Consider the following 25,724-nt stretch of genomic DNA (forward strand, 5'->3'; position numbering starts at 1 on the left):
GGTCCCGCCTTCTGTAAAGAATCTTTCGTGAAAGCGCTCTCACTTCTTGCGCTCCCTCCGTGCCCGAACCCCTGTCCTCAAGGAGCCGTCCGGGTATCGCGGGCGGTGCGGTATGGAAGTCGGCGAGTGCCTTCTTTGGACCACCGCACGCGTCACCGAGCCGACCGAAGATCACTTCACCTGCCGACATCGCCCATCGGCGCTGATGTCCGTTTCGCCTCTCGTCAGAGCATCGACCCGCCGGACTCGTCTCGACTACCTCGATGCAAGATCGCCGGTTTGCACCTTCTCCTGTACGGCCGGTGGCACGTTTCCTACCGGCACGTCCTGGAGTCGACGGCCCTCCGTGTCACGTGGACCCCAGGGTCAAAGGCAGAAGTCCGCAACGGTAGCGGCGAGAATGTCGGTGAGACGGTCCAGGGAGGCGAGATTGACGTACTCGGTGGCCGCGTGAGCGCCCCCGCCGTCAACGCCGAAGAGCAGGCAGGGAATGCTCGCCCGATCCAGGAGAGCACAGTCGGTCCAAAACGGCTCGGCACGTACCGGGGGCGGGTGTCCCAGGACCTGCTCGGCGTGACGGATGAGGGTCCGCACGATCAGGGCCTCGGGATCGGCCTCGAAGGGATCTCGGTACAGCCCGCGGGTCAGGTGGTAGCGGAAGTCGGGGATCGTGGCGGTGAGATGATCGAGCAGGGTGCTCAGCTCGCGCTCCACGGCGTCGGCGCTCTCGCCGGGGACGGTCCGCCGCTCCAAGGTGATGCGGCAGACGGCCGGATAGGTGGAGGCCTCCTGGCCGCCCTGGATGAGGGAGGCGTGTATCGTGCCGGCGCCGAGGAGCGGATGCGCGGGCCCCTGGGCGAGGCGTCGTCCTTCCGCTTCCAAAGCGATCAGGAAGTGCCCGGCCTTGACGATGGCGTCGATGCCGAGTTCGGGGCGTGAGCCATGTGCCGCGCGCCCTTGGATCTCCACGTCGAACCAGGCGAAGCCCTTGTGCGCGAGGGTGATCTCGAGCTGGCTCGGCTCGGTCACGATCGCCGCGTCGGCGGTGAAGAACTCCAGGACTTCCTGCGTGCCGGAGCTGGCGTGCTCCTCGTCGGCGACACAGGCGAGAATGACGTCGCCACGTAGTGAGCCCCCTGCGGTGGCGCGGGCGGCGGCACACATCATGGCCGCGATGCCGCCTTTCATGTCGAAGGCGCCACGGCCGAACATCTTTCCGTCACGGATCTGCGGGGCGAGCGCGTCACCGGCGTAGTCGGCCACCCCCACCGTGTCGAGGTGACCGTTGAGCATCAGCGACCGGCCGCCGCCGCTACCGTGGGCGATCGCGACCAGCGACGGCCGGCCGGGGCGTCTTTCCAGGCGGTGGATCTCGAAACCGCGGGCGGCCAGCCACCGGCCGCAGAAGTCGGCCATGGCGGCCTCGCCCGCTCCCCCGGGTACGAGGTCGGGATTGACGGAGTCAATGGCGACCAGCCGGGCCAACAGGCGGGTGGGGTCCAGGGAGCCCGAAACCGGCGGGGGCGCGAAAGTCTTGTGAAGCATGAAGGGCCTTTCGAAGTTCTCTGCCGCCGTACCGACTGAGAGCGGTCGATTCTGGCCGCAAAGGCGCGACAGGACGGTGGTCGTCACGCAGATCCGTGTGCGCACAACTCGGGATGGAGTGGTCAGGGGGTGTGGCCGAGGCAGCCGTACTCGCCGCGAACGAAGACCATGGCTGTGGGGCTGCGTACGGCGACTTCATGGGCGTCATGGGCGTCATGGGCGGCGTCGGAGAGCGGCAGAGGGGGGTGCGATCGGGTGACGCGAGGGTGCCGTGGACAGGCGAATCTCAGGGGTCGAGGTGGAGTGCGGGTTGGCGGCCGGGCCCTCGGTGCTCAACAAGACGACCACCGAGGCCAAGCCGAGCCCCAGTTGCTCACGGTCCTCGTCGGCGCCGACGCCGGTGAGCACGACGCGGGCACCGGCGAGCGCCGCGGCCCCGCATGGGCCCGAGGCGGCACCGAGCGCGGCCAGGTCGCCGACGGCACAGGCGCTGTCGGTGTCGGTGACGGTGACGGCCGCGTCCAGCCCGTCGCGCAGGTAGGACCAGGCGATGCTGGAGGGGGTGCCGCAGTTCAGGCCGGCCATGATGGTCTGGCCGGTCGTGACGCTAACGGGTTCACCGCGGGTGAGACTTTCGATGACGCAGGCCGCCGCCTTGGGCTCGACCGACAGCAGCGCCGGAGCCCGCCCGCCCGGACGGCTGCGGTAGTGGATGATGACGGCCTGGGCCAGGGATCCCACGCCTACCGGGATCGCAACAAGATCAGGGCCTTCGATTCCTTCGGCCGTCAGCTGCTCGTCGATCTCGGCGCAGAGGGTGGAGTAGCCTTCGACGATCCAGCCGGGGATCTGCTCGTAGCCCGGCCAGGCGGTGTCTTGGATCAGGACCGCATCCGGTGCGGCGGCCGCCGTCGCCGCCAGGCGTACCGCGTCGTCGTAGGTTCCGGTTATCTCGGTGACCTCCGCGTGCTCGGCGGCTATGGCGGCGACGGCCTGCGGATGAACGCCCTTAGGGACGAAGACGCGGGCGCGTTGCCCGAGCAGGCGTGCCGTGCGGGCCACCGCCCGGCCGTGGTTGCCGTCGGTGGCGCTCACCAGGGTGAGCGGGCCGCCGCTCGCGACGCGCCCGGCAAGGGCGCGGTGAACCGCCCAGGAGACACCCAGCACCTTGAACGCGGGCAGATCCAGACGGCACGACTCGTCCTTGACGAAAACCCGGCCGACCCTCAACTGCGCCGCCAAGGGCGGGAGCTCGATCAGCGGGGTGGGTGCGTAGCCGGGCAGCGCGGCGTGGAAGGTGCGCACCTCGGCGGGTGCGGACGCACACCTCCAGGCACGGGCACCGGGCCGGACGAACCACGGTGGTGAACGGAGAGAGGAGACGTTCTCGGACACGGCATCAGTGTGAGATGTACTCCTGTGATCGGTCCAGCGAACGTTTCCGAACATCTATCATCGGAAAAACCGATCGGTTCGTGGCCGCCCCACGACGGTCCAGAGGGCGGTGTGCCATGTTCGACCTGCACCGGTTGCGTCTGCTGCGCGAGCTCAAGCACCGGGGCACACTGGCGGCCGTCGCCACCGCCCTGTCCTACGCGCCGTCTTCTGTCTCCCAGCAGCTCTCCTTGTTGGAGGGGGAGGTCGGCGTCCAGTTGCTGGAACCGGTCGGACGACGGGTGCGGCTGACGCCCCAGGCCGAGATTCTCGTCGCTCACACCGAGGCGATCCTCGAACGCCTCGAACGGGCAGAGGCGGACATCGCCACATCCCTGACCGACCTGACCGGCACCTTGCGCATCGCCTCCTTCCAGACGGCCGCCTTCACCCTGGTTCCGACCGCACTGGGCCTGCTTCGCGACATCCACCCGCACCTGCGCGTCCATGTCACCCAGCAGGAACCGCAAAAGGCGCTGCCCGCCTTGCACGCCCGCGACTTCGACGTGGTCATCGCCGAGGAGTATCCGGGCGACCCCAGCCCGCGCCCTGCCGAACTCGAACAGGAAGACCTGCTCGAAGATCCCCTGTACCTCGCTCTGCCCGACCAGGCAGGTGGTGCGGACGCCCACAGTCCCGCAGCGGCACTGCGCTCGCTCGCGGATCGGCCCTGGGTCATGGAACCCGAAGGCACGGCCGCCCGGCGCTGGGCCATGACCCTCTGCCGCAGCGTCGGTTTCGAACCCGACGTCCGGTTCGAGACCGCCGACCTGTTGCTGCACCTCCGCCTCGTCGAGCAGGGGTACGCCACCGCCCTCCTGCCCGGTCTCGTCTGGAACGGGCGCCCTCCGGCCGTCCCCTTGCGCCGGCTCCCACGTGGCCAGGACACCCGGCGCGTCTTCACCGCCGTACGTCGCGGCCGTAGCCGGCACCCCGCCATCCAGGCGTGCCGGCATGCGCTCCTGCAGGCGGCCACGGACGCCAGTGGCACGGCGCCCGGCTGATTCGCTTCCACTCCCGCACCTCGATCCTTGTGTCCGAAGGTTCCGGCAGGGAACGTATGACCAGTCGCACGTGAGACGAAAGGCGCTCCGAGCGACACCCTTTCTGCCTGTCGTTCACACGTCAGGGGCCGCACCCGCTGTCGGCGCCGAACCCCCATAGGCCGCCTGACGGCACGCCGCGGGGCATCGACGGCGATGAGCCGCCCGCGAGATCTCAGGCGTTTAAGGCGGTTCTCCATGTCCGGCGTGAACGGCGTTTGCGCCGGATCAGCAGGAAGGCGAGGACGGCGAGGACGGCACCGGTCAGGAGCGCTGTCATGGGGTGGTGGCCGGTGTCCATCTGTGCCTTGACCGCTTGGGCCGTCCCGGTGGCGGGGAAGTGGACGGTTGCTTCGGCGGTGCGTTGTGTCAGCCCGCTCTGCAGGCGTATGTGGGCGTGCCAGGGGCCGTCGGGCACCTGCTCGGTGAGGGGAACGATGACGGATCCGAGATCGCCGGGAGCCAGCGTCGTGCCCGTGTGGACCGTGAACGGGCCCGCGGTCAGCTTTTCCGAGGGGGTGGTGAGTTCCAGATCACCGCTCAGGTCGAGTGCGCGGCCTCCGGTATTGCGCACCTGTGCCAGGACGATCTGCCGGCCGCTGGGTGAGCGCTGAGCCGTCAGCGAATCGATGGTGAAGTCCGATGCCGGGGGGTTGTCGCCTCCGACGGACAGATAGATTCTGATGCCGACGCGGTTGACCTCGACGATGCCGCCGCCCGGTGGCATGGCCTTGGCCGCCTGGGCCCAGATCATCGCGTAGTGCTCCGCGTGGGCAGCGTCGTGCGGCACTTTGATGGTCGCAGTGACCATCGAGCGGGCGTCTGGTGCCAGGGTCACCTCATGTCGGTTCAGGGTGATCCAGCTGGACAGCTCGTTGGCGGTACGGCCGGTGGCGAACTGGAACTTCCGGTCGCGAACCTGCGCGGCCGCCGGGTAGAGCGAAAGATTTTTGGGGGAGTCGGTCGTGTTGAACACCTCGAACCGCCGGCGGATGACGGAGCCGGGCTTGAGGTGGTCGACGATGTAGACCCAGGCTCGCCTGTCGGCCCGCGCGTGAAGGGGCGCTTCGGCCAGGCGGATCCCGATGCCCTCCCCGGAAGACCGGCCTGCTGCCGACGCGGGCCGGTCGAACGTGGCGGCGACGGGGCCGAGAAGTGCGGCCACCAGCAGCCCCAGAGCGATGGTGCGAAGGGTCATGATCGTCGCCGGTTTCGGTCAGCCGACCGAATGGGTGATGACGCCTGAGTAGGTTCCGCTGACGGTCGTGTTCGGGATCGTCACGGTGAGCGTCGGGTCCCAGGTGGCGGTGTTGTTGCCGGAGAGGTTGGTGCCGGTGAACGCGACGCGCGGCACGTTGATGACGCCGCCGGGGCCGGGGGTGAAGGTGCCGGTGCCCGTCGTGGAGGTGGCCTGCCCGGGGGAGTAGTTGAGGTTGCCGTTGGTGATGGTCTCGGGGCCGGTGCCTGCGCCGGTGGTGAAGTTCTCGCCGGTGACGGTCGCGGTCCAGGAGCCGTTCAGGGTGCCGCGCTCGTCGGTCACCGTGACCGGGCCGATCTGTCCTGAGATGCTGGGAACGCCGGAGGGCACCGTGCCAATGTTCACCGATCCCGGCGCGCTGATCGTGATGCCGGCGGACCCGATCGCAAACGTGACGATGGTGTCCACGGCCAGGGCGGGCGCGGCGGGCAGAGCGGTCGCCGCGCCCAGGCCCAGGCACATGGCCGCAGCGATCACCGAAAGCGGTCTGCGCATCTTTTGCTCCAATGTTCGAACAGGTGTGAGGAACGGCGCATGGCCCACAAGGCCGTCCTAAGAGACCAACCATGTTGACATAGAGACAAGTCTCATAGCAGATAGTAACCATTGGAGTGCGTCGGGCCACTCATCGCCACTCCGGACGAACCTCCCGGGAGACGGCTCTCTTTCGCCCCTGGCCGTGACGAGCGCAGCTCACGGGAAGGCCGACGACGGTCACAGCGGCGTTCCTCGCCGGTGGGCGGATCCATGTGAGCCGCATGCTCGCCGACGCCGCCCTTCCCCCTCCCCCGCGCCCCGACGCGAGACTTTGCGACACCTTCCCGGCCGGACGCGGGCGCCTTGCCGCCGAGAGCGCGCTCCGGCGGACGATCGAGTGTTGCCGGCGCCACACTCCCATGATGTGCACAAACGTACACATGATGTGTACGCTGGTACGTATGGTGTTTGATCCGAACGACCGATCGCTGCGCAGGAAAGGGCTCGCCGATGACCGGTGCAGCATTGGCGGCCGGGAGAACACCGTCGGCGACGTCGCCGCGATGATCGCTCGCGATCGGCCGACGAACGTCGTGGTGGTGGGCGATCAGGCCGATGTGATCCGCACGATCGCGCCGGGCACGGCATGAGCGACCCCACCGCCGCTCCGCGGCCCCCGGTTCCACGGCGACCTCGCCGATACGACCCCGGACGCAGGGACCGGCTGATCGACGCCGCCCTGACCGTGATCACCGAACGTGGCGTCGCCGGCACCACGCACCGGGAGATCGCCCGCCTCGCGGACGTGCCGCTGGGGTCGATGACCTACCACTTCACCTCTCTGCGGGAGGTTCTCATCGAGGCGTTCACCCGGCACGCCGAGTCGGTGGCCCACGTCTTCGACGAGCGGTTGAGCGCCGCCCGAGACCGCGAGGCGGCGGTCGAGGCCGTCATCGCGCTGGTGTCGGACGATCTGCTCGGCTCCCGGCACGACCTCGTCCTGACCGTGGAACTGTACGTGGCCGCGGCGCGTGACCCCGCATTGAGGACCGTCACGCAGGCTTGGATGGCCCGCAGCCGCCGGGCGCTGGAGCGTCACTTCGACGTCACCACCGCCAGGGAGCTGGACGCGCTCATCGAGGGGCTCGTGCTGCACAGCGCCCTGTCGACCGACCCGATGACGCCCGAGCAGATCCGCCACGCCGTTCACCGCTTCCTGCGCTGATTCCCTGCCCGCATCCACCCTTCTGCATCACGATCGGAAGACCATGCCCCCTGCCGCCACCCCGCTCACCGCACCCACCCGCCAGGCGCGCCGGGCTCGCGCCGCCGTGGCGGCGCTGTTCCTGACCAACGGCGCCGTGTTCTTCAACGTCGTCCCGCGTTACCCGCAGATCAAGGCCGACCTCGGCGTGAGCAACGCCGTCTTCGGTACCGCGCTGGCCGGGTACTCGATCGGTGCGCTGCTGGCCGGGCTGCTCGCCGGTGCCGCCATCCGCCGTTTCCGCTCCGCGCGCGTGGCGGCGTTCGGCATCGTCGTGACCACCGTTGCGACGCTGGCCATCCCCTTCGTGCCGAACTGGGTCGTCTTCGGTGCCGCTCTGTTCGTCGTGGGCGCTCTCGACGCCGTCGTCGATGTCGCGCAGAACGCGCACGGCCTGCGGGTGCAGCGCCTCTACGGCCGATCCATCGTCAACTCGCTGCATGGTGTGTGGAGCATCGGCGCGGTCCTGGGCGGCCTGATGGGCTCGGCCGCCGCCGGCCTCTCGATCCCCCTCACGCTCCACCTGAGCATCTCCGCGCTGCTGTTCGCAACCGTGGCCGTCCTCGCCTACCGCTTCCTGCTGCCCGGCCCGGAAGACGCCGAACGCTCCACCGAAGGCCAGGATTTCACCGGCGGCGACGGGCGTCCGGCCGCCCCGCCCATCCGCCGCGAGGGCCGGCGCCCGTTCAGCGGTCCGGCCGTGCGGATGCTGGCCGCGCTCGGCGTGCTGGCCGCGTGCGGCGCGCTGGTCGAGGACGCCGGCGCGTCCTGGGGCGCCCTCTACCTCAGCGGCCTGAACGCCGATGCCGCCACCGCAGGACTGGCCGTCGTGGCCTTCCAGACGGCCATGACCGTCGGCCGCCTCACCGGCGACCGCGTGGTGAACCGCTTCGGTCAGCGCACGGTGGCCCGGGCGGGAGGAGCCCTGGCCGCCGTCGGTATGGGCACCGCTCTCGCCATGCCGTCCATCGCGGCCACGCTGGTCGGCTTCGCCCTGGCCGGTCTTGGTTTCGCCACCCTTGTCCCCGCCGCCATGCACACCGCCGACGAACTGCCCGGCCTGCCCTCCGGTACCGGCCTGACCATCGTCAGCTGGCTGCTGCGCGGCGGTTTCCTGCTGTCTCCGCTCCTTGTCGGACTCGTCGCCGACCTCGTCAGCCTGCGTGTCGGCCTGCTGTCCGTCGTCGTGGCCGGCATCATCACCATCGTCTTGGCCCGTGTCCTGGTGAACCGCACGCCTGCCTAGTGCTGTGACCGGAACGGTTCACCCAACGGCACCGGCGACCACCTGTGGCGGTTCGTCTGATCCGTCGACCAGGACGTGGAGCGGGAAGGGACGACCAACCACCCGAAAGCGCTTCTTGCGGGAGCGTTACGACCGCCCCGCGGCGTCGCCACCGCGGGGCACCTTCCCGTTCCACGCCCCGGACTCCCCGCGGCCGGCGTCACCGGATTCCTCTCCCCCGAGCCTGTCGGCGGGTGATCATCTCTGGACGAAGACGGCCACGGTGTGCGCCGGGACGGTGAAGGTTCCGGTCGCCGGGTCGTAGGCGGACCGCTTGACGATGGGGTCGGTTCCCTTTCTCTGAGCGGGGTGGAGGTGCCTGCGGGTGCCGATCAGGCCGGTGAGGGTCTGGGTCTGGGTGTTCGCGGTGGCGTTGTAGATGACGGTGACGGACCTGTCGGCGCCCCTGAGGCCGGTGCCGTCGAGGTGCTGGGTGATGACGCCGGGGATCTCCCCGGCCGTGCCCGACAGGGGGAAGGTGAGGCGTTTTTGGACGTCGACGCTGGTGGTGAGGGAAAACAGCGGGCTGGAGCGTTTGATGCCGAGGAACTGCTGGTAGGCGTCGGTGGTGTCGGTGATGGTCCGGCAGCCGGGGACCAGGGCCGGATCGGCCAGCAGGGGCTTGGCCAGGGGCCAGGTGTCGCGGTTGCTCTCGGCCAGGGGCAGGCCGCGGCCGAAGCCGTTGCCGTCGGCGCAGTCCCAGTGGACGGCGTTGAACCAGTCGCCGCTGTCGTAGGAGTTGTCATCGAGGGACTTGGAGCGCAACAGGTCGGAGCCTGCCTGGATGAGACCGGGTCCCTGGGACAGGGCGGTGGTGGCCAGGGCCAGCGCCTGGAGACGTCCCCGGACCTTCATGGAGGTGGGGGCCGGGAGCTTGTAGGTGAGGGCGTCGTACAGGGCCAGGTTGTCGTGGGCGTCGACGTAGGTGACGGCCTCGCCGGGCGCGGCGGCATAACCCGCCGGTTCGCCGTTGTAGTCGAGGTCGGAGCCCTTGACGGTCGTCCCCGAGCCGGCGGTGAAGGTGTAGTCCTTGAGGTTGCCGGTCAGGCCGATCTTGATCAGGTCCATGGCCGCCAGGAGGTTCGTCCTCTGCTGGGCGGCGGTGCCGTTGGCGGCGTCGCCGTTGGGCAGGGTGAGCAGGCCGCTGGCGAAGCCCTGGGTGCGGGGGTCGTCGGGCTTGCCGCCGCGGACGGCGTCGCGGAGCCGGTCGTTGAAGGTGCCGATGCCGGTTCCGGCCATGTTGGGCTGGGTGGCCTGGACGAAGCGGGCGTTGTTCGCGACGATGCCGTAGTTCCAGCCTTCGCCGTACAGGTAGACGTTCTTTCCGTCGACGCCGTCCCGGCGGGGGGTGAGCCTGGCCAGGGCCGCCTGGGTGTCGAGCATGGTCTGCTTGGGGTCCAGGCCCATCAGGTCGAACCGGAAGCCGTCGATCCTGTACTGCTTGGCCCAGGTGGTGACGGAGTCGACGACGAGCTTGTTCATCATCGCGTGCTCGGGTGCGGTGTCGGCGCAGCAGCTGTCGGTGGTGACGGTGCCGGAGGACGACAGCCGCTGGTAGTAGCCGGGGACGATCCGGTCGAGCACCGCATCGTCGGCCTGCCCGGCGGCGGCGGTGTGGTTGTAGACCACGTCCAGCACCACGCCCAGGCCGGCGTCGTGGATGGCCTGGACCATCCGGCGGAACTGGACGATCCGGGCGGTGCCGTCCGGGTCGGTGGCGTACGACCCCTCGGGCACGGTGTAGTGCAGTGGGTTGTAGCCCCAGTTGTAGCCGTCGCCCGCCTGGGTCTTGGCGACGCATGCCTGCTGCTGGTCGGAGTCGGCCGCGAAGGACGCCAGGTCGCACGGCGGCCGGGCCTGGTCGGCGCGGGTCTCGACGGTCCCTGCGAAGTCGAAGGCCGGAAGGAGGTGCACCGTGGTCGCGCCGGCCTTGGCCAGCGCCTTGAGGTGTCTCATCCCGGCGGATCTGCCGTGGGTGAAGGCCAGGTAGGTGCCGCGGTCGGCGGCGGGGACGGTGGCGTCCTCGACGGAGAAGTCACGGACGTGCAGTTCCTGGATCTGGAGCCGGGTGCTCTTGACCGGTTCGGGAGCCGTGGAGCGGTTCCACCCGCGCGGGGCGAGGTCGTGGTCGGACAGGTCGACGATCTGGCTGCGCTCGGAGTCGGTGGACAGTGCCAGGGAGTAGGGGTCGGTGACGCTGTTGGTGACGATTTCCGAGGCGGTCGGTGCGAATACCTTCACCCGGTAGCGGTAGAACTTTCGGTTCCAGTCGCGGTCGCCGGTGACCGACCAGACGCCCGTGGCGTCGTCACGGCGCATCGGTACGAGTCTCGCGGTCGCCGAGGTCGCCGAGGTCGCGGTGTCGTACAGCTCGACCGAGACGCTCTGCGCGGTCGGCGCCCACACCGACAGCGTCGGCCGGCGGCCGTGGTGGACGGGGCCGAGGGCGGCCTTGACCGCTGTGGCGGCGTAGAGGGCGTCCAAGACGCCGGGGATCTGCAGGCCGGTGGCGTTGACGAGCGCACCATCGGCGTCCAGGGCGGCGACGGCGACCTGGCCGCGCAGGAGCTCGGCCGCCCTGGTGGCCGCGGCAGCCGGGATGCGGAACGCGGCGAGGGAGGCCAGGTGCGGGAATTTGGCCTTCAGTGCCGGGGGCAGCCCGGCGGGGTCGTGGGTGAGCGGGACGACGGTGCCGCCGCCGATGCCGGTCGCGCCGGCCGTCAGACCGCCGTCGGCGGCGGCGGCCAACTGGTAGGTCTGGCCGGTGAGGTCGCCGCCCGGGTTCCAGGCGATGATCTGCGGGGTGAGCCAGTGGGCCTTGCGGATCTGGAGGCTGGGCCGGGCCTGGCCGGCGTACACGGTCATGGTGTGGGTGGCGGAGTCGAAGCCGAAGGTCGTCGTTGCTCCGTCGGCATCGACGGTGAAGGGGATGTCGGCGCCGCCGGGTACGCCGTCCTCACCGTAGTTGACCTTCCAGGACATGCCGAGGGTGGCCTTGGCCTTGTAGGTTCCGGCGGGGATGGCGGTGGTGGTGAAGGTGTAGGTGCCGTCACCGTCGGGGTCGGTGAGCCAGGATCTCAGGCAGTCGGGCGACCAGTCCGCGGGGCAGCCGAGCTCGCTTTGGAAGTCGCCCGCGGCGGTGGCGATGGGCTCGGCGATCGTGTCGGTGATCCAGTGGGTGGCGTGGTCGTACAGGAAGGTGACCTCGCCTTCCCCGGCGGGAACGGTGAGCGGGATGTTGCTTCCGCCGGGGGTGGCGTGCAGGCCGTAGTTGACGGCCCAGCTTTTGTCGAGCGCGGCCTTGTAGCCGTAGGTGCCCTCGGGCAGCCGCGCGGTGAGCGCCCAGACGCCGTCGTTCTCCCGGCGGGTCAGCTGGGCCGCGTCGCAGTCGGGTGCCCAGTCTGAGGAACAGCCGAGGGCGATGCCGAAGTCACCGGCGACGGCGACCGCGTCCGGTTGGTCCTGGGCCCATGCCGCGGGGGTGGTGGTCACGTGGAGGAGGCCGAGGAGGAGGAGTGCGGCGATGGCGATGGGAGCCACGCGCCGGGATCTGGTGGACATGGACCAACCTCTGTTCCAAAAGCGGTCAGAACGGGATGAAGCAATGTGACCCGTCGGAACCGGTGTACCGATGGTGCCGACGGGGGCAAAGGTCAGATGGCCGTCCACCACAAGGTGGTGTCCGGGGGGAGGATGACCCCGGTCGGGCCGTATTCCATCGGACCGCTCGCGAGCAGGGGCTCACACGGCCGGGCGATCCGGATGGGCCGGGCGCTCATGTTGACGGTGCAGCGGAACTCCGGGGCCGAATCGCTGAGGCGTCCGAAGGCGAGCACGTCGCCGGAGGTCTCGTGCCAGCGCAGGTTGTCGGGGGCGCCGAGCGCGGGGTGGGCGCGGCGCAGGGCCAGGGCGTCGCGGTAGAGCTCCAGGGTGGAACCGAGGACGCCGTCCTGCGCGGCGACGCCGAGTTCGGCCCAGTTGTCCGGCTGGGGCAGCCAGCTGGGGCCGCCGGCCGGTCCGAAGCCGTAGGGGGCCTCGTCGCCGCTCCAGGGGATCGGGACGCGGCAGCCGTCGCGGTAGCCGTCCTGGCCGGTGGCGCGGAAGAAGGCGGGGTCCTGGCGGGCTTCGGCGGGCAGGTCGATGACCTCCGGCAGGCCGAGTTCCTCGCCCTGGTAGAGGTAGGCGGAACCGGGCAGGGCGAGCATGAGCAGGGACGCGGCGCGGGCCCGTCGCAGCCCGGCGGCGTCATCCACGGGCTCGGGCCTGCGCCCGGCGACCCCGTGCCCCTCCGGCTGCATCAGCCGGGTGGTGTGCCGCGGGATGTCATGGTTGGACAGGACCCAGGTGGCCGGAGCTCCGACGGCGCGCATCGCGTTCAGGGACTCGTCGATGACCCGCCGCTGCTCATGGGGGTCCCAGGCGGTGGCGACGTAGGTGAAGTTGAACGCCTGGTGCAGCTCGTCGGGCCGGACGTAGTTGGCGACCCGCTCCAGGGTGGGCGCCCACGCCTCGGCCACACCGATCCGGTCATCGGGGTACTCCTCCAGGATGCGCCGCCAGTGCCGGTAGATCTCGTGCACGCCGTCCTGGTCGAAGCAGGGGGTGACGCCCACCTCCAGCAGGTGCAGCTCGGCGTGGTCGCCGATGTTGGGCAGTCCGGCCGCCTTCACCAGGCCGTGTGCGACGTCGATGCGGAACCCGTCCACGCCTCGGTCGAGCCAGAAGCGCAATACGGTGCGGAACTCGTCGGCAACGGCCGGGTGCTGCCAGTTGAAGTCCGGCTGCTCGGCGGCGAACAGGTGCAGGTACCACTCCCCCGGCGTGCCGTCGGGGTCTGTGGTCCGGGTCCAGGCCGGGCCGCCGAACAGCGACTCCCAGTCGTTCGGCGGCAGTTCCCCGTGCTCGCCCCGGCCGGGACGGAAGTGGTACCGCTGCCGGAACGGGGAGCCGGGGCCGTCGGCCAGCGCCCTGCGAAACCACTCGTGCTCGGCCGAGGAGTGGTTGGGCACGAGATCGACGATGACCCTCAGCCCCAGGGCGTGGGCGTCCTGAATCAGCCCCACGGCGTCGTCGAGGGTGCCGAAGACCGGATCGACCCTGCGGTAGTCGGCGACGTCGTATCCAGCGTCGGCCTGCGGGGAGGCGTAGAACGGTGAGAGCCAGACGGCGTCCACCCCCAGCTCACGCAGGTAGGGCAGGCGGCTGCGGATGCCGGGCAGGTCACCGATGCCGTCGCCGTCGGAGTCGGCGAAGCTGCGCGGGTAGATCTGGTAGATCACCGCGTCACGCCACCACCGGGCGGGAGCGTCCGCGATGGCGGTCTCACGCTCGTCGGTCAGTTGCTCGGTCATGAGACCCCCAAGGAGAACGTAGCTGCGGGAAGGGCGTGCGGAGGCGTGCGGGGGCGGGGCCGGAGGGACCGGCGTCGCTCGGGATGCGGTCCGTGCCCCGGCCGGGGTCACGAGGGGGTGGGAGGAGGGCGGGTCAGGACTTGCTGGCGCCTGCGGTGAGTCCGGACACCAGGTGGCGCTGCACGAGGAAGAAGACGGTCGCCGCGAAGCCGGAGATCATTACGGACGCCGCCGTCATCGCCCCCCACTCGGCCTTGAACTGGCCGACGTAGGTCTGCAGGCCGACCGCCAGCGTGTAGTGGTCGGGGGTGGTCATGAACTGGGTGGCGTAGGCGACCTCACCCCACGCGGTCAAAAAGGTGTAGAAGGCGGTGACGGCCAGTCCCGGCTTGGCCAGCGGCACGATCAGCCGCCAGAACGCCCCGAACGGGGAGAGCCCGTCGATCCGCCCGGCTTCGTCGATCTCCGGGGGGATCGTGTCGAAGTAGCCCTTCATCATCCAGGCGCAGAACGGCACCGAGATCGTGCAGTAGGTCAGGATCAACCCGGCGTAGGTGTTCAGCAGTTGCAGCGACGACAAGATGTTGTAGAGCGGCACGATGAGGATGGCGACCGGGAACATCTGGGTGACCAGGAAGGTCCACATCAGCGGGCGATGTCCGGGAAAGCGCATCCGGGAGATGGCGTACCCGGCGCTGGCTGAGATGAGCACGCCGATGAGCGTCGTGCACAGCGCGACGATCAGGGAGTTGCTCAGCCAGGTGGTGAACCCGTTCTCCTGGGCGAGGACGTCGCCGTAGTTGGAGGTGACCGGATTGCGCAGGATGTCGCCCGGGTTGGCCCAGGCGTCGGCGTCGCCGAACGACATGTAGACCACCCACAGCACGGGAAAGATCGCCAGCGCACTGGCCGTCATCATGACCGCGTGGTAGGCGACGGATCCAAGCCGGGTCCGTTCACCACGGCGTCTGCTGCGTCCGCGCGAAGGCGCGGGCGGTACGGCGGGGTCGGCGGGCCTGGTCCGGGTGGCCGTCCGGCTCATGGGGGTCTTCCTTCCTTCCCGGATCATCGGGCGTGGGAGGGTTCGGAGCCGGCCAGGCGGCGCCGGTAGACGATGGAGAAGACCAGCAGCATGGAGAGGATCAGCGCGCCGTAGGTCGCCGAGCCGGAGTAGTCGCGCACCATGCTGAAAGCCAGCCGGTAGGCGTAGGTGACCAGGATCTGGCTGTCGGCTCCGGCGTCTTGGCCGACCAGCAGGAAGATGATGGCGAACTGGTTGAACGTCCAGATCGTGCCGAGCAGGATGACGGTGTTGCTGATCGGCCGCAGGGACGGCAGCGTGACGAACCGGAACCGGTCCCAGGCCGAGGCGCCGTCCATCTCGGCGGCCTCGTACAGCTCGCCGGGGATCGACTGCAGGCCACCGAGCAGGGCGACCATCATGAACGGCACCCCGATCCAGGTGTTGACCACGATGACCGAGACCTTCTGCCAGAACGGGTCGCTGAGCCACTGGGCGGTCGGCAGCCCGAGCCCGGCCAGGGCCTGGTTGACGATGCCGCTCTGGCCGTTGAGCAGCAGCCGCCAGGCGAACACGCTCACGAACGGCGGGACGGCCCACGGCAGGATGAGCATGATCCGATACCCCGTGCGGAAGGCGGCCCGCTGGTTGAGCATCAACGCCAGGCCCAGGCCGATCCCGTAGTGCAGGACGACGCAGACGACGGTCCATGCGACCGTCCAGAGCACGACCGGGTAGAAGTGGCCCTCGGCGCCGGACAGGATGTTCCAGTAGTTGTCCAGCCCGACGAACTCATACGTCGAGGGGATGTGGTTCGGGCCGATCGTCCGTCCGAGGTTGGACTCGTTGGCGTTGGTCAAGGACAGGTACAGGCCCCTGCCCAGGGGATAGAGGACCAGGACCGCCAGCACGACGACGACCGGCGCGACCATCGCCCAGGCGTACCAGTGACGCTCCAGCAGGCGCCGCACGCCGGACGGCGACCGGTTCCGGCGAGCCGACGGCGGCCGCCGTCCGGGAGCTGTGAGGGTTGAGCCCATCGGGCGCGTCTCCTCGGGGTCGGGGCGGGGCGCCCCCGGCGTGCGGCCGGGCGGGCACCCCGCGGTCGGGGGGGGCGGACCTACTGCTTGGCGTAGTCGGGCAGCAGCTTGACGAACTCGCCCGCGGTGGCGTTGAGACCGTCCTGCGCCGGCTGCCCCTGGAGGATCTTGATGTAGTTCTGCGACAGCGGGGTCAGCAGGTCACTGGCCTGCGGGAGCGCCAGTCGCGGCTGCGCGGTCTTCATCACCTCCTGGAAGGCGGCGATGACCGGGTCGGCCTTGACCGCCTGCGTGTAGGCCGAGGAGCGCGCCGGCAGGGTGCCGTTCTTCTGGGCGACGGTGGCCTCGGACTCCGCGGAGGTCATGAACTTCACGAACAGCTGCGCGGCCTGGGGGGCCTTGGTGCCCGCGTAGACGACGAGGTTGTGGCCGCCGACGGGGGCACCGGCCTTGCCGGTGGAGCCGGCGGGAACCGGGGCGATGCCCAGGTTCTTCGGGTCCTTGAACGCCGTGCCCGCGAAGATGTCCTTCGCCGCCCACGGACCGTTGATGATCATGCCGACCTTGCCGTCCTTGAAGGCGGCCTGCATGTTGGCGTAGCCGTCGGTGTAGGCGGGTTTGGCCGCGGCCCCCGACGTCACCAGGTCCTGGGCGATCTCGACCGCCCGGACGGCCTCGGGCGCGTTGACGGTGATCTTTTTGCTCGAGGTGTCGACCATGGACGCGCCCTCGCCGTACAGGAACGGGTGCAGGAAGTAGGAGTCGGGGTTGAGGTAGACGCCGTCGACCCCGGCCTTGGACTTCAGCGCCTGGGCGGCGGTCTTGAGCTCCGCCCAGGTCTTGGGCGCCTCGGCGATGCCGGCCTTGTCGAACAGCGCCTTGTTGTAGAGCAGGCCGAGGGTGTCGGTGACCTGCGGGGCGCCGTAAATCTTGTCCTTGTAGGTGACGGTGCCCAGCGGACCGGGCAGGAAGTCGTCCTTGTCCTCCAGGGCCGGGGTTCCGTCCAGCGCCAGCAGGTAGCCCTGCTCGGCGAAGCCCGGTGTCCAGCCCACGTCCGAGCGCAGCACATCCGGTGCGCCGTTGCCGCCCTGGGCGGCGGTCTTGAACTTCTGCTGCGCGTCGGAGAACGGGACGTTGACGTAGTTGACCTTGATCTTGGGGTGTTTCGCCTGGAAGTCGGCGATCAGCGCCTGGAAGGTCGGGGCCTCAGTCTTCGCGTCGGAGGTGTCCCACCAGGTGACGGTGCCCGACACCGAGGCCGGGTCGGCGGCGGCCTGGGACGCCTGGGACGCCGAGGGCGCCGAGGGTTCGGCCGACCCGCCGCAGGCTGCCACCGTCAGGGCGAGGCCCGCGGTCACGGCGATCGCTGTGATGCCATGTCTCATGTTCATTCCTCCGATGAGGGACCGGCACCCGAAAGGCTGATCCGAGGGTGGATGGGCAGATATGGTCGCCAGAGGAACACAGGCTACGGGTGACCTGCGGCGATGGCGGGCGGTGGCGGGCGCCACGAGCCGATGCCAGCGACGATAGCAGGCAACTAACACGAGTTAGTTAACATATTGGTAACCGAGGGCGGATCCCGGAGGATCCTCTTGACGGGGTCTGACTAACACCTTCTTAATTCGTGTTATTAATCGGTTACTTCATCTACCCCCCGAGGAGAACGCCCGATGAGTCCCCCAGTACGGCCCGGCCGCCTGAGAGCGGCCGGCGCCGCCATCGGCGCGAAAGTGATCGGCACCGCCGCCCGCCTGAGAAGGACCGGTACCGCCCTCGGCGCGACGGCCGCGCTGGTGGCGGGCCTGGGCGCCACCCCGCAGGCGATGGCGGCGGCCCCCGCTTCGGCCCCCGCGCCGGTCTCCGCGTCGGTCACTGCGTCGGTCACTGCGTCGGTCACTGCGGCGGCTCCCGCGTCGGTCACCGTCGTCGGTGACTTCAACGGTGAGATCGGCTGCTCCGGCGACTGGAACACCACCTGCCCGCAGGCCGGGCTCGCCGCCCGCGCCGACGGCGCGTGGTCACGGACGATCACCATCCCGGCCGGCTCCTACGCCTACAAGGCCGCCCTCAACGGCGGCTGGGCGGAGAACTACGGCGCCAGGGCCGTCCTCGGCGGCGCCGACATCCCCCTGACGATCCCCTCCGGCGGCCGGAGCGTCACCTTCGTCTACGATCCGGTGACCCACTGGATCACCGACGACGTCAACAGCAGGATCGTCACGGCCGCGGGCTCGTTGCAGAGCAAGCTCGGCTGCGCCGCCGACTGGGCCCCCGACTGCCTCAGGAGCTGGCTGCAAGACATCGACGGTGATGGCACCTACACCTGGACGACCACCGCCGTCCCGGCCGGGACCTGGGAGGTCAAGGCCACCGTCGGGCAGTCGTGGAACGAGAACTACGGCCGGGACGGCACCCCGGGCGGTGCGAACATCGTCTTCACCGTGCCCGCCTCTGGGACCTCCGTGACGTTCCGGTACGTCGACGCCACCCACGTCCTGACCGTCACCCCCGCCGGCGGACCCGGCGGGTCCGGCACCGTCCCCGGCACCAACCGCTCCCCCGACTCCGGTGCGAACGCCCACTGGCTGTCGCGCACGTACATCGCCTGGGACCGCGCCACCGCCGGGCGCGACTACTGGCTGTACTCCGCGCCCGGAGGCAACGTCAAGATCGGCGACCAGAGCCGCGGCATCAAACTGACCCACGTCGGCGCCGGCCTGCCCGCCGCACTCAGAGCGGCCTTTCCCGCCCAGGCCTCCCTGGGCGCGCTGGCCCTGCCCGACGACGTCACCGAGGCCGACGTCGAGCAGATCCTCAAGGGTGACGTCGCGATCGCCGCCTTCGACGGCACCGCTCAGGTGGCCTCCACCCGCCTTCGGCTGCCCGGTGTGCTGGACGACGTCCACGCGAGCGCCCGCTCCCGCACGCTCGGCCCCGTCTGGGCCGGCGGCGCCCCGGCCCTCAACCTGTGGGCGCCGACCGCCCGCTCGGTCAAGGTGAACCTGTACGACACCGCCACGGCCGCGACGCCCTCCTCGGCCGTCGCGCTCACCGCGAGCGGCGACGGTGTCTGGAGCGTCGTGGGCACCACCGCCTGGAAGAACAAGTACTACCTGTTCGACGTCGAGGTCCTCGACGACAACGGCTCCTTCCAGATCAACCGGGTCACCGACCCCTACTCGACGGGCCTGTCGGCCAACAGCACCCGCAGCCTCCTGCTCGACCTGAAGGACGCCGCGCTCACTCCCGCGGGCTGGACCTCGCTCGCCAAGCCCCCGCTCGCCAGACCCGAGGACCAGACGCTCTACGAGCTGCACATCCGCGACTTCTCCATCTCCGACACGACCGTCCCGGCCGCGCACCGCGGCACCTACAAGGCGTTCACCGACACCACGGCCAACGGCATGAAGCATCTGACCGCCCTGGCGGCGGCGGGACTGACCACCGTGCACCTGCTCCCGGCCCAAGACTTCGCCCCGCTGCAGGAGATCAGGTCCCAGCAGCAGACCCCCGGCTGCGACCTGGCCTCCTACGCGCCGGACAGCGACCGCCAGCAGTCCTGCGTCGACGCGGTGCGGGGCGGCGACGGCTTCGACTGGGGCTACAACACCCAGCACTTCGGCGTTCCCGAGGGCTCCTACGCCACCGACCCCGAAGGCGGCACCCGCACCCTGGAGTTCCGGCAGATGGTCGCCGCGCTCAACCGCGCCGGGCTGCGCACGGTGATGGACGTCGTCTACAACCACACCCCCGACGCCGGAAGGTCCGGCACCAACAACCTCGACCGGATCGTCCCGGGCTACTACCACCGGCTCAAGGCCGACGGCCAGGTCGAGACGTCCACCTGCTGCCCGAACACCGCCACCGAGCGCGCGATGATGGAAAAACTCACCATCGACACGGTCCTGACCTTCGCCAGGCAGTACAAGGTCGACGGGTTCCGGTTCGACCTCATGGGCCACCACCCCAAAAAGACCCTCACCGACCTGCGCGCCGCCCTGAACCGCCTGACGGTCGCCGCCGACGGCGTGGACGGCTCGAAGATCTACCTGTACGGCGAGGGCTGGAACTTCGGCGAGGTCGCGAACGACGCGCTGTTCGTCCAGGCCACCCAGGCCAACATGGCCGGCACCGGCATCGGCACCTTCAACGACCGGCTCCGCGACGCCGTCCGCGGCGGCGGCCCCTCCGACGCCAACCCCCGCGCCCAGGGCTTCGCCAGCGGCCTGTACACCGACCCCAACGGCGACGGCGTCAACGGCGACAGCACGGCCCAGAGGAACGATCTCCTGCTCAAGCAGGACCAGATCAAGGTCGGCCTGACCGGGAACCTCAGGGACTACACCTTCGTCGACCGCAGGGGCGCCGTCGTCAAGGGCTCCGACGTGGTCTACAACGGCTCCCCGGCGGGCTACACCACCGACCCCCAGGAGGCCGTCACCTACGTCGACGCCCACGACAACCTGACCCTGTTCGACGGGCTGACCTACAAGCTGCCCGTCTCGACCTCGATGGCCGACCGCATCCGCCTGCAGTCGCTGGCCCTCAGCATCCCCACCCTCGGCCAGGGCGTCCCGTTCTGGCACGCCGGCGCCGAGATGCTGCGCAGCAAGTCGCTGGACGGCAACAGCTACAACTCCGGTGACTGGTTCAACGTCTACGACCCGTCCATGACCGTCAACGGCTTCGGCCGCGGGCTGCCGCCCGCGGAGGGCAACAGCGGCCAGTGGAATTACGCCCGCCCGCTGCTCGCCAACGCCTCCCTCAAGCCGAACGCCTCCCACCTCGCCACCGCCAACGCCCAGGCGGCGGACTTCCTGAAGATCCGCAAAGCCAACCCGCTGCTCAGGCTCGGCACCGCCGCGCTCGTCCGGCAGAAGGTCTCCTTCCCCCTCGGAGGACCGGACCAGACACCCGGCGTGATCGTCATGCGCATCGACGACACCGCCGGAGCCGACGTCGACCCCGCGCTCAGGGGTCTGGTCGTGGTCTTCAACGCCACCGGCCGGAGTGTCGGCCAGACCGTCGCCTCGGCCGCCGGGAGCCCCTACGTCCTGGATCCGGTCCAGGCGGGCGGCTCCGACCCCGTGGTGAAGACCGCCACCTACGCGGCGGCGAGCGGGACCTTCACCGTTCCCGCCCGTACCACGGCGGTCTTCCGGCTCGCCCAGTAGCCCGCCGAAGGGCCGGTGCCTTCGAGCACGGGCCCTTCCCGTTCTCTATGTCTCCGTCCGCGGGGCCCGGCTCGTCGAGTCACGAACGATCAAGGACGTACTGAGAAGCTGATGCGGGTGCTGGTCCTCGTTGCGGATCGCCGAGATCAGGAAGTCGGCCGCCGTGCGCCCCTTGGTCGCGATCGCCTGCCGTACCGTCGTCAGCCTGGGGCGCAGCCACGCCGACTCCGCGAGATCGTCGAAGCCGGTCACCGACACCTCACCCGGCACCGCGACGCCCAGATCGTGCAGGGCGTCCACCGCCCCGAACGCCAGGATGTCCGACAGCGCGACGATCGCGGTCGGAGCGTGCTCGGCCATCAGGTTCTTCGCCGCCCGGTACCCGTCCGCGCGGGTGACCGGGACCTCCGCCAGCGCGACGTCGTCCATGGTCATGCCCACCTCGGCGAGCGCCTCGACGATCCCCGCCATCCGCCGCGCCAGCGGCCCGCGATACCCCCTGACCGGCTTTTCCGGGCCGGGATCCAGCGACAGCACGGCCAGCCGCCGGTGCCCCAGGCCCAGCAGGTGACGCACGACGTCCCGGGCCCCGCCCTGGTCGTCGACGTCCACGCTCGGCACGTTCTCCTGCGGGTCGCTGTCGACCAGCACGAAGGGGATGTCACGCCGCTCCAGTTCGGCGACCTCGCCCCGGTCGATCTCCAGGCCGCACACGATGAAACCGTCCACCGCCGCGTACGGGATCGCCTTGAGCATCGAGTCTCGCAGGGGCGGCGTCAGCAGCAGCGTGAACCCCTCCTGGTCGCAGACCTGTCCGACCCCCATCAGGAAACCCGCGTAGTAGGGGTTCTCCATGATCTTCGCCAGGTTCTGCGGCAGCAGCACGCCCAGCGACTGGGTCTGTCCCGCCTGGAGCATCCGCGCGAGCGTGTTGGGCGTGTACCCCATCTCCTTGGCCACCGCGAGGATCCGGTCCCGGGTGGAGGTCGAGATCCGGTGCGGGTTGTTGAACGCGAAGGAGACCGCCGAACGGGACACTCCCGCGGCGGCGGCGACATCACTCGAGGTCGGCTTCCCCTTACCGACGCCCTGCCGCGTGCCACCCGTTCTCGACGGCATCCGACGACCCCCGCTCTGTAGAGTTTCCGACCACGATAACGCAGGTTACTAACGGTTAGTAACACTGTTTAAGCAGATGCTCCGGGGCCGTCGCCCGAATGACTCCGCCGGACGTGGTCACGTCGGGCCACCCTCCAGTGAGCGGAGGGCTCGAACCGCGACGGAGATCGTTCTGCTGGGAGCCGTGAGCGAGGCGTCGGTGGACACCGGCGATTGCACCCTGCGAATGATCAGGAAGGCGCAGCGGGGTTCCTGCTCAAAGACACCGGGCCCGCCGGCATCGCCGAGGTTCATCGGCGCTCGCGCGGCACGCGTTCCACAGAACCATGCCGTCCTGCATCGGGAAGGGGCCGGTCGTGATCGGCGCCGGGTGGCGCGGCTGATGAAAGCGGCCGGGTTGCAAGGCCGTCCCCGGCGCCCCGGCAGCAGACCACGATCACCGACCCGGCCTCGGTTGTGCGGCCCGACCTCATCGGTCACGCTGTGACATCACCCTCTGGTCTCGGCGGCATCGAGCCAGGTCATCGAGCCCGTCCGACTTCCTCCCTCGTAGGCCCGGCACCAGTCCGGTCAACCGTTCATCGTGTGGGGAAGGCTCGCCGGTAGTCGCCCGGAGACACTCCCAGTTGCTTGAGGAAGTGGTGGCGGAGGTTGTTGGCCGTGCCGAGCCCGCTCAGTTCCCCGACCTTCGTGATCGGCAGATCCGTCGATTCGAGCAGACTCCGGGCACGTGCCAGGCGTTGGGTGAGCAGCCACTGCAGCGGCGTCATCCCGGTGGCCGCGCGGAGCCGCCGGTAGAAGGTCCGGGGGCTCATCGCGACCCGTTGCGCCAACTCCTCGACCGTGAGCGGCCGATCCAGGTGCGCACGGGCCCACTCCAGGACAGGGCTCAGGCTATCGTCGTCGGTCGCCGGTACCGACAGGTCGATGAACTGTGCCTGGCCGCCGGGCCGATGGGCGGGGACCACCATCCGGCGGGCCAGCTGGTTGGCGACGTGTGCGCCGAGGTCGCGGCGTACCAGATGCAGGCACAGATCGAGTCCTGCGGTCAGCCCGGCGCTGGTGAGCACGTCGTCCTCGTCCACGTACAGCACCGAGTCGTCGACCTGGACCTTCGGATAGCGCTCGGCCAGCTGGGCGGTGTGCATCCAGTGAGCGGTGGCACGGCGTCCGTCGAGCAGCCCTGCTTCGGCGAGAGCGAAGGCGCCGGTGCACAGGGAGACCATCCGGGCGCCGGCGGCATGGGCGCGACGCAGGGCTGCCACCAGCTCGGGCCGCAGCGGCACGCCGTCCTCGACGCACGAGTCGGGAACCGAGGGCACGATGATCGTGTCCGCACCGATGAGGCCGTCGAGCCCGTAGCCGGTTCGCACCGTCAGGCTCGGTCCGGCCGGACCGCTCCGGCCCTCCGGCGGCCGCTCGGCCGTCCCGCACAGCCGCAGGCTGTACCAGGGATCGGCGAGGTCGAGCTGTGGCTGGCCGAAGACGGTGCAGGGGATGCTCACCTCATACAGATCCCAGGAAGGGACCTTGATGTCTTCGGGCACGATCACGGCGACGGAACCGGCAGGCATGAACCGAAGCCTATGGCAGGAATCTGGTGGCACCCGTCATCCCTGTCACTGTTCGCGGCCACGGCCTGCTGAGAGCGTGTTCTCCACGTGATCGACCGCCACCGGCGAACTGACGAGGAGTCATGAGTGACCTTTGACCACCCGGCCGTGACCGTCATCGGGCTGGGCTCGATGGGCTCGGCACTGGCCACCGCACTGCTGGACCGTGGCCATCGAACCACCGTGTGGAACCGTACGGCGCACAAGGCCGAGGCGCTGTCCGCCCGGGGTGCCCTTCCCGCCGCCACGCCCGAAGAGGCCGTCACGGCGAGCCCGCTCATCGTCGCCTGCGTGCTGGATCACGAGGCGCTGCACGCCGTCTTGGAGCCCGCCGGCGCCTTTCTCGAAGGCAGGACTCTGATCAATCTCACCTCCGGCTCCCCGGAGCAGGCGCGGGAGAGCGCCGCGTGGACCCGCTCGCTGGGCGCCGGCTATCTCGACGGCGCCGTCATGACGACTCCCCCTGGCGTGGGCAGTCCGGAGATGATGTTCCTCTACAGCGGTTCGTCCGAGGTCTTCGAAGCTCACCGTCCTACCCTGACGGCGCTGGGCGATCCCGTGCACCTGGGCGCCGATCCGGGCCTGGCGTCCCTCTACGATGCGGCGTTGCTCGGCCTCATGTGGTCCGCCATGACCGGCTGGCTGCACGGAACCGCGCTGGTCGGCGCGGAGAAGACGCAAGCCACGGCTTTCACCCCCTTCGCGGTCCGCTGGCTGTCCGCCGTCGCCGGGTTCATGACCGCGTACGCACCCCAGGTGGACGCGGGCCTGTATCCGGGTGACGACGCCACCGTCGATGTGCAGATCGCGGCCATCGACCATCTCCTCCACGCTGTGGCGGCGCGGGGCGTCGACAACGCACTCCCCGAGTTGTTGAAGCACACCATGCAGCGGGCGAGCGCGGCCGGCCACGGCTCCGACAGCTACGCGAGCGTGATTGAAGTCCTGAGGAACCCGGAGAACGGCCGATGACCGCGACACCGCAGACCGCCCTCCCCTCCTTCGCCGACCCGGTGCCCACCGCCATCGAGCCATGGCCGGGCCTGCTGTCGGCCGTCGTCGACGACTGCCTGGCCGTCCTCCTCGAGGGAGCCGACCAGGACTGGTCACGCCGGGCCGGTGACCTCGACTGGACCTGCCGCCAGACCCTCGACCACCTGGCCCTCGGCCTGGTCGGCTACGCCGGTCTGCTCATCGCCCGCCCCCATGACCGCTACATCACCCTGTTCGCCTCCCTTGACGCCGACGCCCCCGTTCCCGCGTGCCTGGAAGGACTCGGCATCGCCACCTCCCTGCTCGGCACCACGGTCCGGGACACCGCCGCAGACGCGCGCGCCTGGCACCCCTGGGGACACTCGGACGCCACCGGTTTCGCCGCGATGGGCATCGTCGAGCTGGCCGTTCACACCTACGACATCACCCGCACCCTCGGCCTGCCCTGGACACCGGCCGCCGAGCCGAGCGCCGCGGTCCTCACCCGCCTCTTCCCGGATGCTCCGTCCGGGCACGATCCGTCCGCGACCCTGCTGTGGTGCACCGGTCGCGTCGTGCTTCCCGGACTGCCCCGGCGCACCCGATGGCAGTGGTACGGAAACTGATCATCCTGTCGGCGGGGAACGCCGGGGCAGTCCGGTACGGGTAGCGGACGGCTACATCGGCACGCCGGGCCGGTACCGCTACCAGGTGAGCGCCACGGCCGGATCCGGCGACCACACGCTGGGCTTCAACGCCTCCTGATGTACAGGTCAGGCAGTTGGTTCGTAGCGGAACGACGTGCAACCGGACGCGTCGGAAACGATACGGCCGGCTCGGTCGTGCGGGTGGCGTTGGTCCGTGTCGTCTGCGGCCGGATCGTTGCCGACCCGCTGACCGTACCGGCTACGGCGTCGCCCTCCCGCCCCAACGGAACTGCCGGGGCATCCGCGACCGGTCGGCCCTCGCAACCGGGTCAGATCCCGAACAGCTCCAACTGCTCGCCCTGACCGGGATCGCCCTCGTTGAGGTTCACCGGCTTCAGACAACGCGGGCAAGTAACCGGCCTCCCCGCCTCGACACCTGTCGGCGTTGCGAGGCACTCGCAGGGACGCCGCCCCCTGA

18 protein-coding genes are annotated in these 25,724 nt (G+C 69.8%); 7 read left to right on the forward strand and 11 right to left on the reverse strand.

Translation table 11 applies throughout. The annotated features are described in order from the left end of the window. Nucleotides 1-366: 366 nt before the first annotated feature. Nucleotides 367-1,632, reverse strand: coding sequence for a M20/M25/M40 family metallo-hydrolase (locus ACIBCT_RS38480; RefSeq protein ID WP_399196962.1), 1,266 nt, complete (start codon nucleotides 1,630-1,632; stop codon nucleotides 367-369). A gap of 126 nt (nucleotides 1,633-1,758) precedes the next feature. Further along, on the reverse strand, nucleotides 1,759-2,940 hold the full coding sequence (locus ACIBCT_RS38485) for a diaminopropionate ammonia-lyase (RefSeq protein WP_399196963.1): 1,182 nt from the start codon (nucleotides 2,938-2,940) through the stop codon (nucleotides 1,759-1,761). 116 nt (nucleotides 2,941-3,056) lie between these two features. Between ACIBCT_RS38485 and ACIBCT_RS38490 the strand changes: the two genes are divergently transcribed. Next, nucleotides 3,057-3,983 carry a LysR substrate-binding domain-containing protein gene (locus tag ACIBCT_RS38490; RefSeq protein ID WP_399196964.1) on the forward strand — a complete coding sequence of 309 codons (927 nt, stop codon included), beginning with the start codon at nucleotides 3,057-3,059 and terminating at the stop codon, nucleotides 3,981-3,983. A gap of 214 nt (nucleotides 3,984-4,197) precedes the next feature. Here the strand turns inward: ACIBCT_RS38490 and ACIBCT_RS38495 are convergent, their stop codons facing one another. Then, nucleotides 4,198-5,220, reverse strand: a complete 1,023-nt coding sequence (locus ACIBCT_RS38495) for a peptidase (protein ID WP_399196965.1) — start codon at nucleotides 5,218-5,220, stop codon at nucleotides 4,198-4,200. An 18-nt stretch (nucleotides 5,221-5,238) separates the two neighbouring features. After that, a complete protein-coding gene (locus ACIBCT_RS38500) occupies nucleotides 5,239-5,775 on the reverse strand; it encodes a hypothetical protein (RefSeq protein WP_399196966.1) in 537 nt (178 codons plus the stop codon). Between the two features lie 443 nt (nucleotides 5,776-6,218). On the opposite strand from ACIBCT_RS38500, the gene ACIBCT_RS38505 reads away from it, so the two are divergent. Genes ACIBCT_RS38505 through ACIBCT_RS38515 form a run of 3 tightly spaced genes read left to right on the forward strand, consistent with a single transcriptional unit; the run spans nucleotide 6,219 to nucleotide 8,267 of the window. Then, complete coding sequence (locus ACIBCT_RS38505) at nucleotides 6,219-6,407, forward strand: hypothetical protein (RefSeq protein ID WP_399196967.1); 189 nt, start codon at nucleotides 6,219-6,221, stop codon at nucleotides 6,405-6,407. After that, on the forward strand, nucleotides 6,404-6,982 hold the full coding sequence (locus tag ACIBCT_RS38510; protein ID WP_399196968.1) for a TetR/AcrR family transcriptional regulator: 579 nt from the start codon (nucleotides 6,404-6,406) through the stop codon (nucleotides 6,980-6,982). Before ACIBCT_RS38505 ends, ACIBCT_RS38510 begins: the two co-directional genes overlap by 4 nt. Before the next feature lie 43 nt (nucleotides 6,983-7,025). Next, a complete protein-coding gene (locus ACIBCT_RS38515; RefSeq protein ID WP_399196969.1) occupies nucleotides 7,026-8,267 on the forward strand; it encodes an MFS transporter in 1,242 nt (413 codons plus the stop codon). Between the two features lie 237 nt (nucleotides 8,268-8,504). Here ACIBCT_RS38515 and pulA (ACIBCT_RS38520) read toward each other — a convergent pair whose 3' ends face one another. From pulA (ACIBCT_RS38520) to ACIBCT_RS38540, 5 genes are all read right to left on the reverse strand, one after another. Further along, nucleotides 8,505-11,867 (reverse strand): pullulanase-type alpha-1,6-glucosidase, encoded by a 3,363-nt coding sequence (pulA, locus tag ACIBCT_RS38520; RefSeq protein WP_399196970.1) that lies wholly within the window; start codon nucleotides 11,865-11,867, stop codon nucleotides 8,505-8,507. Nucleotides 11,868-11,959: 92 nt separating this feature from the next. Beyond that, the gene (locus tag ACIBCT_RS38525) at nucleotides 11,960-13,657 is read right to left on the reverse strand and encodes a glycoside hydrolase family 13 protein (RefSeq protein WP_399196971.1); all 1,698 of its coding nucleotides are present in this window, start codon (nucleotides 13,655-13,657) and stop codon (nucleotides 11,960-11,962) included. 133 nt (nucleotides 13,658-13,790) lie between these two features. Continuing rightward, a complete protein-coding gene (locus tag ACIBCT_RS38530; protein WP_399196972.1) occupies nucleotides 13,791-14,576 on the reverse strand; it encodes a sugar ABC transporter permease in 786 nt (261 codons plus the stop codon). 146 nt (nucleotides 14,577-14,722) lie between these two features. Next, nucleotides 14,723-15,718 (reverse strand): carbohydrate ABC transporter permease, encoded by a 996-nt coding sequence (locus ACIBCT_RS38535; protein ID WP_399196973.1) that lies wholly within the window; start codon nucleotides 15,716-15,718, stop codon nucleotides 14,723-14,725. Nucleotides 15,719-15,798: 80 nt separating this feature from the next. After that, a complete protein-coding gene (locus tag ACIBCT_RS38540; protein ID WP_399196974.1) occupies nucleotides 15,799-17,103 on the reverse strand; it encodes an extracellular solute-binding protein in 1,305 nt (434 codons plus the stop codon). A 288-nt stretch (nucleotides 17,104-17,391) separates the two neighbouring features. Here ACIBCT_RS38540 and pulA (ACIBCT_RS38545) point away from each other — a divergent pair, with 288 nt between their 5' ends. Beyond that, on the forward strand, nucleotides 17,392-20,895 hold the full coding sequence (pulA, locus tag ACIBCT_RS38545; RefSeq protein WP_399196975.1) for a pullulanase-type alpha-1,6-glucosidase: 3,504 nt from the start codon (nucleotides 17,392-17,394) through the stop codon (nucleotides 20,893-20,895). Between the two features lie 45 nt (nucleotides 20,896-20,940). Here pulA (ACIBCT_RS38545) and ACIBCT_RS38550 read toward each other — a convergent pair whose 3' ends face one another. Both ACIBCT_RS38550 and ACIBCT_RS38555 read right to left on the reverse strand, forming a co-directional pair. Then, on the reverse strand, nucleotides 20,941-22,014 hold the full coding sequence (locus tag ACIBCT_RS38550) for a LacI family DNA-binding transcriptional regulator (protein WP_399196976.1): 1,074 nt from the start codon (nucleotides 22,012-22,014) through the stop codon (nucleotides 20,941-20,943). A gap of 578 nt (nucleotides 22,015-22,592) precedes the next feature. Further along, the gene (locus ACIBCT_RS38555; RefSeq protein ID WP_399196977.1) at nucleotides 22,593-23,588 is read right to left on the reverse strand and encodes a GlxA family transcriptional regulator; all 996 of its coding nucleotides are present in this window, start codon (nucleotides 23,586-23,588) and stop codon (nucleotides 22,593-22,595) included. A gap of 126 nt (nucleotides 23,589-23,714) precedes the next feature. Here ACIBCT_RS38555 and ACIBCT_RS38560 point away from each other — a divergent pair, with 126 nt between their 5' ends. Together ACIBCT_RS38560 and ACIBCT_RS38565 are read left to right on the forward strand one after the other, a co-directional pair. Continuing rightward, complete coding sequence (locus ACIBCT_RS38560) at nucleotides 23,715-24,599, forward strand: NAD(P)-dependent oxidoreductase (protein ID WP_399196979.1); 885 nt, start codon at nucleotides 23,715-23,717, stop codon at nucleotides 24,597-24,599. Beyond that, a complete protein-coding gene (locus ACIBCT_RS38565; protein WP_399196980.1) occupies nucleotides 24,596-25,225 on the forward strand; it encodes a maleylpyruvate isomerase N-terminal domain-containing protein in 630 nt (209 codons plus the stop codon). The genes ACIBCT_RS38560 and ACIBCT_RS38565 overlap by 4 nt, the downstream gene beginning before the upstream one ends. Nucleotides 25,226-25,724 lie beyond the last annotated feature (499 nt).

This window comes from Streptosporangium sp. NPDC050855 (assembly GCF_044456585.1).
In the GTDB taxonomy this organism is placed as follows: Bacteria; Actinomycetota; Actinomycetes; order Streptosporangiales; family Streptosporangiaceae; genus Streptosporangium; species Streptosporangium longisporum.